Annotated in this window: 7 protein-coding genes and 1 pseudogene; 7 read left to right on the top strand and 1 reads right to left on the bottom strand. The window is 69.2% G+C overall.

The window, feature by feature from the left end:
* Nucleotides 1-116 precede the first annotated feature (116 nt).
* Entirely contained in the window at nucleotides 117-1,223 is a 1,107-nt protein-coding gene (locus QMO76_RS06020) for a glycerophosphodiester phosphodiesterase family protein (RefSeq protein ID WP_306360162.1), read from the bottom strand.
* A 102-nt stretch (nucleotides 1,224-1,325) separates the two neighbouring features.
* Between QMO76_RS06020 and QMO76_RS06015 the strand changes: the two genes are divergently transcribed.
* The 7 genes and pseudogenes from QMO76_RS06015 to QMO76_RS05985 all read left to right on the top strand — a co-directional run bounded on the left by QMO76_RS06015 (nucleotide 1,326) and on the right by QMO76_RS05985 (nucleotide 10,358).
* Nucleotides 1,326-1,973 (top strand): dTMP kinase, encoded by a 648-nt coding sequence (locus tag QMO76_RS06015; protein WP_306360161.1) that lies wholly within the window; start codon nucleotides 1,326-1,328, stop codon nucleotides 1,971-1,973.
* Between the two features lie 79 nt (nucleotides 1,974-2,052).
* On the top strand, nucleotides 2,053-2,730 hold the full coding sequence (gene mtrA / locus QMO76_RS06010; protein ID WP_372341903.1) for an MtrAB system response regulator MtrA: 678 nt from the start codon (nucleotides 2,053-2,055) through the stop codon (nucleotides 2,728-2,730).
* 41 nt (nucleotides 2,731-2,771) lie between these two features.
* Nucleotides 2,772-4,322, top strand: a pseudogene (gene mtrB / locus QMO76_RS06005) (MtrAB system histidine kinase MtrB); the annotation flags it as partial.
* Between the two features lie 845 nt (nucleotides 4,323-5,167).
* On the top strand, nucleotides 5,168-6,982 hold the full coding sequence (gene lpqB / locus QMO76_RS06000) for an MtrAB system accessory lipoprotein LpqB (protein WP_306360160.1): 1,815 nt from the start codon (nucleotides 5,168-5,170) through the stop codon (nucleotides 6,980-6,982).
* 403 nt (nucleotides 6,983-7,385) lie between these two features.
* A complete protein-coding gene (locus QMO76_RS05995) occupies nucleotides 7,386-8,030 on the top strand; it encodes a ComF family protein (RefSeq protein ID WP_306360159.1) in 645 nt (214 codons plus the stop codon).
* Nucleotides 8,031-8,297: 267 nt separating this feature from the next.
* On the top strand, nucleotides 8,298-8,936 hold the full coding sequence (gene hpf, locus QMO76_RS05990; protein ID WP_306360194.1) for a ribosome hibernation-promoting factor, HPF/YfiA family: 639 nt from the start codon (nucleotides 8,298-8,300) through the stop codon (nucleotides 8,934-8,936).
* Between the two features lie 129 nt (nucleotides 8,937-9,065).
* Nucleotides 9,066-10,358 (top strand): acetyl-CoA C-acyltransferase, encoded by a 1,293-nt coding sequence (locus tag QMO76_RS05985; protein ID WP_306360158.1) that lies wholly within the window; start codon nucleotides 9,066-9,068, stop codon nucleotides 10,356-10,358.
* Nucleotides 10,359-10,378: the final 20 nt, after the last annotated feature.

Raw genomic sequence — 10,378 nt, 5'->3', positions numbered from 1 at the left:
GCGGCTTTCGCGCCATCCGCGCGAAAAACCGGGGGTAGGACAGCGATTCGGCCGGCCATCCAGCGGATGGCCGGCCGAATCGGTTCGCGCGACGGGCGGCGCACGACCGCCGGACGCTACCGGGTGTACGCCTCGGGCAGCGGCATTCCCTTCTCCCGCATCACCTCTCGGGCCCGATTCGGATAGTCGGTGATGATCCCGTCGACGCCCTGGTCGATAACCGTTGCGAGGGCCGCCTTGTCGTTGACGGTCCACGGGACCACCCGCAGCCCCAACTCGTGCGCCCGCGCGACGTAGGCGCTGTCGGTGACGAGGGTGAAACCGGCGTCGCCGACCTTCGCGTCGCTGTCCCAGGGGTCGACGTAGCTGGGGGAGGCGATATCCGCGCCCAGCGCCTCGATGGCGCCCAGCGGATCGTCCCGGTAGTCCTCGTAGGTGATCGGCCCGAGCCAGCGGCTGCCGGAGGTGAAGGTGGAGTCGTCGTAGAGGGCGACGGTGGGGATGGCCGGATTCTTCGCCTTCACCAGCGGCAGGCTGCGCCAGTCGAAGCTCTGGATCTCCACCTTGTCGGCCGCGCCCGCCGCGTCCACGGCCGCCAGGATGACGTCGACGAATTCCTCGGGGGTGGCCGATTCGTCACGGTCCTCGGCCTCGATCTTGGTTTCGATGTTGTAGCGGAGGCTCTCGAAGGCGCCCGGGTAGGTCTTCACCAGGTCGAACAGTTCGGGCAGGGTGGCAATGCGGTTGCCTGGAAGTTGCTGGGCTTCGGGGAAGTCCTCCAGCTTCTTACCGCAGTCCAGGGTCTGGATCTGCGGGTAGGTGAGCTCGTGGACCAGCTTGCCGACGTAGGGGTACTGCGGGTCGTCGGGGCTCGCGGGCGCGGTGTCGGAGCACTTGGCGTTCTCGATCTCCGGGTCGTGCCAGATGAGCGGTACCCGATCCGCGGTCAGCACGATATCGAGTTCCAGTGTGCTGACCCCCAATTCGATGGCCTTGGCGAATCCCGGCAGCGACTCCTCGACGGTCATCCCGCGCCCGCCGCGATGGGCTTGGAGATCGAAGGGTCGGTTCGGGTCCGCCGCGGTCGTCGTCGCGCCGGTGGTCGGCGCGGCGGTATCGGGGTCGTCGGAGCCGCAGGCGGTCATGGCGACGGCCGCCACCGCGACGCCGAGGGCGGCGACCGTGCGCCGTGTCGTCGTGGACCTGGCGTGGAGGGAGGTCATGATCCGGGATGGTAGCAACCGAATAGCTATTCCGAGTGGTCGAAGCGGTGAATCCTGCGGTCACCCGCACCGCCTTCGCCGGTATTGGGTACTCTCGCGGCCATGGGAGCGTTGGTTGCGGTGGAGGGTCTGGACGGCGCGGGCAAGCGCACGCTCGGCGATGCCGTCGTGGCCGCGTTGCGGGCGCGTGGTCTGCGGGTGGCCACGCTGGCCTTCCCGCGTTACGGACGCAGCGTCCACGCCGACCTGGCCGCCGAAGCCCTGCGGGGCGGACACGGCGACGTCGCCGCGTCCGTGAATGCCATGGCGCTGCTGTTCGCCCTCGACCGGGCCGACGCCCGCGACGAGATGTCGAAGCTGTTGATCGACAACGACATCGTGCTACTCGACCGCTATGTCGCCTCCAATGTGGCCTATTCGGCCGCCCGGAAGGAGCAGGACGCCCGGGGTGAAATCGCGCGATGGGTCGAGGAATTGGAGTTCGGCCGTTTCGAACTCCCGGTGCCGGATCTGCAGGTCCTGCTGTCGGTGCCGACCGAAGTGGCGGAGGAGCGGGCTCGCAGGCGCGGTGCGGCGGACACGGCGCGGGCGCTGGACGCCTACGAAAAAGACGGTGGATTACAGCGTCGCACCGCTAAGGTCTATTCCGAACTCGCCGAAACGCAGTGGCGCGGACCATGGTGGGTGCATCGGAGCGGTGACGATCCGGCAACACTTGCCGCGCGTCTCGCGGAAATTGTTGCTGGATAGGGTTGGATGTGCGCCGGAGTAATCACGACTGTCGGCGAGGCGACCCGATCAGAGCCGGAAGGGTGACAACATAGTACTTATGAAGCCGAAGATTCTGGTCGTCGACGACGATATGGCGCTCGCCGAGATGCTCACGATCGTCTTGCGCGGCGAGGGGTTCGATCCCCATGTCGTGGGCGACGGCACGCAGGCGCTCACCGCGGTCCGGGAATTGCGTCCGGATCTGGTGTTGCTGGATCTCATGCTGCCCGGTATGAACGGCATCGACGTGTGCCGGGTGCTGCGCGCGGATTCGGGCGTGCCCATTGTGATGCTGACGGCGAAGACCGATACGGTCGACGTCGTCCTGGGTTTGGAGTCGGGGGCTGACGATTACATCGTCAAGCCGTTCAAGCCCAAAGAACTGGTCGCTCGGGTGCGGGCCCGCCTGCGCCGCACCGAGGACGAGCCGCAGGAACTGCTCTCCATCGCCGATATCGTCATCGACGTGCCCGCGCACAAGGTGACCCGCGGCGGACAGCAGATCTCGCTGACTCCCTTGGAATTCGATCTGCTGGTGGCGCTGGCCCGCAAGCCGCGTCAGGTGTTCACCCGTGAAGTGCTCCTGGAACAGGTCTGGGGTTACCGGCACGCCGCCGATACCCGCCTGGTCAATGTGCACGTGCAGCGGTTGCGCGCCAAAGTGGAGAAGGATCCCGAGAACCCTGAGATCGTGCTCACCGTACGAGGCGTGGGTTACAAGGCCGGACCGCCGTGATCGCTGGCTCCAGAAACCGCGTCGAGCGGTGGCTGGCGGCGATGGTGGCCTGGTTTCGCAATCTCGGAGAGCAACTGGGCCACATCTGGCGGCGTTCGCTGCAATTGCGCGTCGTCGTGTCCACACTCACCCTGTCACTGATCGTGATCACGATTCTGGGCGTCGTGCTCACCTCCCAGATCACCGACAGGCTGTTGGACGCGAAGATCGGCGCGGCCGTGGAGGAGATGAGCCGCGCCCGCAATACGGTGCAGTCCACCCTCTCCGGTGTGCACGATTCGAGTACCCCGCTGGTGCGGCTGGACGACGCCCGGCGCGCGTTGTCCGCGGGGAGTAGCACCAGCGGCGGAAGTGGCGGCGCGGCGGGCAGTTACGACTCCGCGCTCGCCATGTACGGGGACAATCACCGCGAACTCACCGCGGGCCCGATTCAGGAGATCCCGCCGGAACTCCGGCATTTCGTGCAGTCGAACCAGGTGAGCTACCAGTTCGCGACCATCGCGGATCCGGAGGGGCACCGCGGTTCGGCGCTCATCATCGGCAGCCCAGTCGCCGAGCTCGATTCACTCGAGATCTACCTCATCTTCCCGCTCAGCAGCGAGGAACGCAGTCTGTCGCTCATGCGCGGCACCATGCTCATCGGCGGCGTGGTGCTGCTCGTGCTGCTGGCGGCGATCACCGCGCTGGTGACGCGACAGGTGGTGTTGCCCATCCGATCCGCCGCGCGCATCGCCAGCCGATTCGCCGACGGCCGCCTCAAGGAGCGCATGCTCGTCCGGGGCGAGGACGATATGGCGCGCCTGGCCATGGCCTTCAACGAGATGGCGGAAAGCCTCTCCAACCAGATCACGCAGCTGGAGGAATTCGGGAACCTCCAGCGCCGCTTCACCTCCGACGTCAGCCACGAGCTGCGCACCCCGCTCACCACGGTGCGGATGGCCGCCGACCTCATCCACGGCTCCAGCGACGACCTCGATCCGGCGCTGGCCCGCTCGGCCGAACTGCTCGTCAACGAACTCGACCGCTTCGAGGGACTGCTCAACGACCTGCTCGAGATCAGCCGCCACGACGCGGGTGTGGCCGAACTACAGGTGGAATCGCTGGATGTGCGCATGTGCGCGCGGGCGGCGGTGTCCACGGTGCGGCATCTGGCCAAGGAGACCGGCGTCGAGCTGGTGGTGGACATGCCCGAGGAACCGCTTGTCGCCGAGGTGGATCCGCGCCGCGTGGAACGCGTGCTGCGCAATCTGCTGGCCAATGCCATCGACCACAGCGAGGGCAAACCGGTGCTCATGCGGGTGCGCGGCGACGCCGACGCCAATTCGGTCGCCTTCGTGGTGCGCGATCAGGGTGTCGGCTTGCGGCCCGGTGAGGAGAAGATGGTCTTCAACCGGTTCTGGCGCTCGGACCCCTCGCGGGTGCGGCGTTCCGGCGGAACGGGTTTGGGGCTGTCGATCAGCGTGGAGGACGCCAATCTGCACGACGGCAAGCTGGAGGCGTGGGGCGAGACCGGTGTCGGAGCCAGCTTCCGGCTGACCCTGCCCCTGGTGCGCGGCCGCAAGCTCGGCGCCAGCCCGCTGCCGCTGGAACCGCCCAAGCGCCGCGGCGGCACACCCGCCGAACCGCCGCCCCCGGAGGTCGGAAACTTGACGGAGGCGGCCGGATTCGTCTCCGCGGGCCCCGACGTCCCCACCCGTCCGATGGCCCGGATAGCCGACGAGTCCGCCTACCGCACCGACTCCTTCCCCCACCTCGGCACGGAACAGCTCACCCCGCCGGAACGCCCCGCCTCCCAACCGGATCCGTCCGCGACAGCATCCGACGCGCCGAACCCCCAGCCGGACGTGCCGGATACGCGTTCGGCCGAACCGGGAGCTGAGCCGGACACGGATGGGCCGGAAGCTGGGCCGGACGTGGATGGGCCGGAGGCCGGGTCGGACACGGATCGGCCGGGCACGGATGGGCCGGGAGCCGGGCCGGATGCGGATGGCCTGGATGCCGGGCCGGATGCGGCGGTCGCGCGGTCGGACGCATCCGGACACGGCTTCGACCCGTCGGGCATTCGGGCGGACGCGGCGGACAGCGACCCGAATCCCACCGGTTCGTCGGCGGACGTGGCACCGGATTCCCTTGGTGCGTCGGACCTGTCGGATGCCCGGCCGGGTTCGACGTCGACGCCCGACACCGCGCCCGGGGCGACCGGGAACGCGTCGGACGCGCGAACGGACTCGGCCCCGGCAGGCGCCGCCTTCCCGCGGGGATCGGCGGCCGCCCCCGCCGACGCGGCGGGTGCGCACCCCGATGTCCCCGCTTCCCGGCGCGCGCACGGGCGTGATCCCGGTGCCGGCTCCGGTCGGCAGCGGCCTCCGGACGCGGTCGGCTCGGGGTCGGACGGCCCCGATGACAGCGTGCTCACCGAGTCAGGGGACGGGAAAGCATGAGATTGCGCAGAATCGGACTGCTGGCGGTACTGGTCGGTTCGCTGGCGGGGTTGGTCGGCTGCGCCCAACTGCCGGACTCCTCGGCCCCGCAGGCGCTCGGCACCCTCGACCGCCAGCCCACCAGCACCGAACCGGCCCCGCCCATCGCCGGTCGCGAGCCCGAGGCACTGTTGCAGGACTTCGTGCAGGCCACCGCCGACCCGACCAACCGGCATCAGGCGGCGCGCCAGTTCCTGACCCCGGCCGCGGCGGTCAACTGGGACGACGCCGAGGGCACCACCATTATCGAGAAGCCGGACACGCTGCGGGAATCCCGCACCGAGGACACCGCCACCTACGTCATCCGCACCCGCAAGATCGGCGAGCTCGAGGCCGACGGCTCCTACCGCGTCGCCGACGGCACCCTCGAGGACAAGGTCAAACTGATCAAGGTCGACGGTGAGTGGCGCATCGACGACCTGCCCACCGGCGTCCTGATCGAGCGCAGCGCCTTCAACAAGTCCTACCGGCGGCACGCGCTGTACTTCAGCAATCAGGCCGGGACGGTCATGGTGCCCGATCTGCGCTGGATCGCCGTGCCCAAGGACCAGTTGACCCAGAAGCTGCTGGGCCTGCTCGCAGAGGGGCCGCAGCCCGCGCTCACGCCCGCGGTGAAGAACGTGCTGAGCGGCCCGGTCAGTTTGCGCGGTCCGGTCACCAAGGCCAATGGCGATGCCGAAGCCGTCGGTGTCGGCGCGGGCGGCGTGCAGATCGACTTCTCGGGCGCCGCGGGCCTGGACACCCGCGCCAAGGAACTGCTGGCCGCGCAGGTGGTGCTCACCCTGTCCGAGGCCGAGATCTTCGGTCCGTTCATGCTGCTGGCCGACGGCAAGCCGCTGGACGAGCGGTACGCCCTCAATGGCTGGACCCGCCAGGACGTCGACGCGCTGAGCCCGGCCGCCGCGGCGCGCAACCGCATCGGACTGCATGCGGTGCGGGACGGTTCGCTGGTGCGCGTCACCGAGAACGGGATCGTGCCCGCACCGGGCTTCTTCGGCTCCACCCGCACCCTGCAATCGGTGGGGCTGTCGCCGGACGGTCAGCTGGTCGCCGCGGTCGCGGATTCGGGCCGCCCCGAACCGGAACCGGGCCGCACCCTGATCATCGGCACCTACGACGGCACCGGCTTCCCGGTGGCGACCGGCGGCCAGATCTCCCGACCGTCCTGGACCTCCGACGGCAGTTCGGCCTGGGCGGTGGTGGACGGCGAGCGGGTCATCCGCGCCGTGCACGATCGCGCCAGCGGGAACGTATCGGTGCAGGACGTGGACATCTCGGCCCTGATCGCACCGGTGGCGAGCAGCACCGGCGCGCTCACCCCGCGCCTGCCCATCACCGATCTGCGGATCTCCCCCACGGGAGTGCGCGCCGCCCTCATCGCGGGCGGCAAGGTGTACCTGGCCGTGGTGGAACCGCGCCCCGAGGGCCGCTTCGCCCTCACCTCGCCGCTGCCCATCGCCCCGGAGCTGAGTACCGACGCGGTCTCGCTGGACTGGCACACCCTCAGCACCGAGATGGACAGCATCATGATCGCCCGCGAGGGCACGGTCGACCCCATCGTCCGGGTGCCCATCGACGGCTCCGGCCTGAACTCGGTCACCAGCCAGAACCTCACCCCGCCGTTGCGCGTGGTCGCGGCGTCCTCCGACCGCCAGTACGTGGCCGACGCCCGCGACGTCATGGAGCTCACCAGCAGTGCCGAAGGCGGCGAACGCTATTGGCGCGTGGTGCCGGGTCTGGGCGCGAACGCCGTCCCGGTGCTACCGGGCTGAGTTAGTTGGTCGCCGTGACCCGGTGGGGCCGGGCTGAGTTACTCGGTCACCGGGACCGGGTAGGACCCGGGCTGCGGTTCTCGCGACGCGGCCGGTGGGGACGCGGCCGGGGCTTTGTGTAGCTGTGCCGTGCTGCGCTGTGTAGCCGTGCCGTGCCGTGCTGCGCTGTGTAGCCGGGCTGTGCTGCGCTGCGCCGGTGGGCGGCACCGTCCGCGGTCCGGCGGGTACGCGGCTCGAGCTCGCCTCGGCACGCCCCCGCTCCCACCCGGCGGGCGGGGCATGACCCGACGCGCTCGCGGTGGGTCGAGCGGCGGGCCGATGCCCACCCCGCTAGACGGACAATCGCGGCTGTCGGTGGCGAAATCGCGGGTAGACAAGGCCGTCGCGGGTGACACTGGGGGGCATGGGGGAGCTGCTCGATCTGGTGCTGCCGCGCACGTGCTGTGGATGCGGTGCTGGCGGTGTGGCCTGGTGTGCGGAGTGCGCCGCGACGCTGGCGGGTCCGCCGGTGCGGGCGCGTCCGCGCGCCGATCCCGGGGTGCCGTGCTGGGCGCTGGCGCCCTATGCCGGTCCGGCGCGGCGCGCGGTGCTGGCCGTCAAGGAGCAGTGCCGCCGGGAGCTGGCCGAGCCGCTGGGGCTGGCGGTTGCCAGGGGACTGGACCGGTTGCGCGACGACGCGCGGCCGCTGGTGCTGGTGCCCGCGCCCAGTCGTCGATCCGCCGCGCGGCGGCGCGGCGGCGATCCGGTGGTGCGTACGGCGCGCGTCGCAGCGAGTTGGCTGCCCGATTGCCGGGTGGCACGGCTGTTGCGGACGCGGCCGGGTGTGCGAGATTCGGTCGGCCTGTCCCCGGGCGACCGGGAGCACAACCTGCGCGGCCGGATCATCACCGCCCGACCGTCCCGGCATGCGGTGTCGATTCCGGCAAATGCCGAGGTCGTGCTCATGGACGACGTGCTGACCACCGGTGTCACCGCCCGTGAATCGGTGCGCGTCTTGATCGGTGCCGGTGTGCCGGTCCGAGCCGTGTTCGTGACCTGTCGAGCTTGACTGACAGAAATTAGCGTGAACACTGGCGGAACGATCGCTGGCGTACTAGCGTCGCGATCAGACACCCGAACTGAGAGTTTGGAGGTGGCGCCTCGGACATCACGTGCCGAGCGAGTCTTCGATCGGCACACGTTTCAATCCCGCCGCACGAGCGGTTTGTGCGGCCAGATCCGGGAGGTACGCGTGACGACTTCTTCACGACCTTCAGTGAAAGACGCAGACACTGCGGTGCTGGAAGCCCCTGTCCCCGACGATGCCCCCAAGGGCATGAAGGCGGATGTGGTGGTCAAGGGACGCAATGTCGAGGTTCCCGACCATTTCCGAATTCACGTCGCGGACAAGCTTTCCCGTTTGGAACGCTTCGACCCGTCGATCTTCCTCTTCGACGTGGAGCTGTTCCACGAACGCAACCGTCGTCAACGCAAGAGCTGCCAGCGGGTGGAGATCACCGCGCGTGGCAAAGGCCCGGTGGTACGGGCGGAGGCCTGTGCCGACAGTTTCTACGCGGCACTCGATTTGGTCGTCGCGAAACTCGAGAGCCGACTGCGCAAGTTGAAGGACCGCCGTCGCGTCCATCACGGGGAGAAGACCCCCATTTCGGTCGCGGAGGCCACGGCCGGTCTCATCGATGATTCCCTGTTCGCGTCGTCGAACCGGAACGGTGCCGCGAAGGCCCACGACCATGCCGCCGAGGCGGTGGACGAGGGCCAGGAGTACGCGGGACCCGGCCATATCGTGCGCACCAAGACACACCCCGCGATTCCGATGTCCGTCGACGACGCCCTCTACCAGATGGAGCTCGTCGGCCACGACTTCTTCCTCTTCCACGACAAGGAGTCCGACCAACCGTCGGTCGTCTATCGTCGCCACGCCTTCGACTACGGCCTCATCCGGCTCGCGGAGTAGAACGGCGTTTTCCCACCCGCTACCGGCCGGGGCGCAGCGCCCCGGCCGCTTGCTGATACACGCTGTATCGCCTTTCTTCTTACTTTCCAGTAAGTTGGTGGTCACAGGATTCGCTGGAAAGGAAATCCCATGGCTACCAAGGGTGCTCGCCGTGCTGTCATCGTCTCCGGGGCTCGGACGCCGTTCGTCAGGGCGTTTTCCGACTACACCCGGATGGATTCCATCGATCTGGCCGATACCGCGGTCCGCGGACTGCTGACCCGTACCGGGCTGCCCAAGGCCGCCGTGCAGGCCATCGTGTGGGGCGGGGTGATCCTGCCCGGCGCCGCGCCGAATATCGCCCGCGAGATCGCCCTGGACCTGGAGCTGGACCCCGGCTGCGAGGGCTACACGGTGACCCGCGCCTGCGCCTCGGGATTGCAGGCCGTCACCTCCGCCGCCGCCGCCATCGAACGCGGCGAGTACGACATCATGATCGCGGGTGGTTCCGATTCCACCAGCAATGCCGAGGTCAAACTGCCGCAGAAGGTGGTGCACGCCGCCGCCCCGCTGGCATTGGGCAAACCCAAGCCGAAGGACTACCTGGCGGCCGTCGCGCAGCTCGCGCCGTTCGTCGACATCGTGCCGCGCCGCCCCAAGATCCAGGAGCGCACCACCGGCGAGGTGATGGGTGAATCCGCCGAGAAGATGGCGCGCATCCACGGCATCACCCGTGCCGCACAGGACGAGTTCGCCGCCCGCTCGCACCACCGCGCCGCGGCGGCCATCGATTCCGGCCGCTTCGACAGCGAGGTGCTGTCGGTGACCACACCCGAGGGGAAGACCGTCAGCCGCGACGGCCTGGTCCGCCCCGGCACCAGTGTCGAGAAGCTCGCCACGCTCGCACCGGTGTTCGCGAAGGACGGCACCGTCACCGCGGGCAATGCCAGCCCGCTCACCGACGGTGCGTCCGCGGTGCTGCTGATGAGCGAGGAGAAGGCCCGCGAACTCGGCTTCGAACCGCTCGCCGCCTTCCGCTCCTGGAGTTACGTCAGCGTGGACCCGCGCGATCAGGTGCTCATCGGCCCGGCCATCTCCATGCCCCGCGCCCTGGACAAGGCGGGAATGTCGCTGTCCGACATCGACGTGGTGGATATCCACGAGGCGTTCGCGGCCCAGACCCTGTCCGTGGTCTCGGCCCTGGCCAGCACCGATTGGGCCAAGACCCGCCTGGACCGCGACACCGCCGTCGGCGAGATCGACCCCGCCACCCTGAACGTGCACGGCGGCTCGGTCTCCCTCGGCCACCCCTTCGGCGCGACCGGAGCCCGCATGGTCACCACCATGGCCAACGAACTCGCCCGGACCGGCAGGTCCACCGCCCTGCTCGGCATCTGCGCGGCGGGCGGCATCGGCGCGTCGGCGGTGCTGGAAAGGGTCTGACCCCCTGACATCCCGTCGCG

Source organism: Nocardia sp. CC227C, from assembly GCF_030767025.1.
Lineage (GTDB): Bacteria > Actinomycetota > Actinomycetes > Mycobacteriales > Mycobacteriaceae > Nocardia.
The sequence above is the reverse complement of the archived record's forward strand: the minus strand, read 5'-3'. Positions and strand labels throughout refer to the sequence as shown.

Excerpts from the sequence above, each read along its gene's own strand:
- mtrA (WP_372341903.1), top strand. The coding sequence starts at position 2,053 with ATGAAGCCGAAGATTCTGGTCGTCGACGACGATATGGCGCTCGCCGAG.
- QMO76_RS06015 (WP_306360161.1), top strand. The coding sequence starts at position 1,326 with ATGGGAGCGTTGGTTGCGGTGGAGGGTCTGGACGGCGCGGGCAAGCGC.
- QMO76_RS05995 (WP_306360159.1), top strand. The coding sequence starts at position 7,386 with ATGGGGGAGCTGCTCGATCTGGTGCTGCCGCGCACGTGCTGTGGATGC.
- lpqB (WP_306360160.1), top strand. The coding sequence starts at position 5,168 with ATGAGATTGCGCAGAATCGGACTGCTGGCGGTACTGGTCGGTTCGCTG.
- hpf (WP_306360194.1), top strand. The coding sequence starts at position 8,298 with ATGAAGGCGGATGTGGTGGTCAAGGGACGCAATGTCGAGGTTCCCGAC.
- QMO76_RS05985 (WP_306360158.1), top strand. The coding sequence starts at position 9,066 with ATGGCTACCAAGGGTGCTCGCCGTGCTGTCATCGTCTCCGGGGCTCGG.
- QMO76_RS06020 (WP_306360162.1), bottom strand. The coding sequence starts at position 1,223 with ATGACCTCCCTCCACGCCAGGTCCACGACGACACGGCGCACGGTCGCC.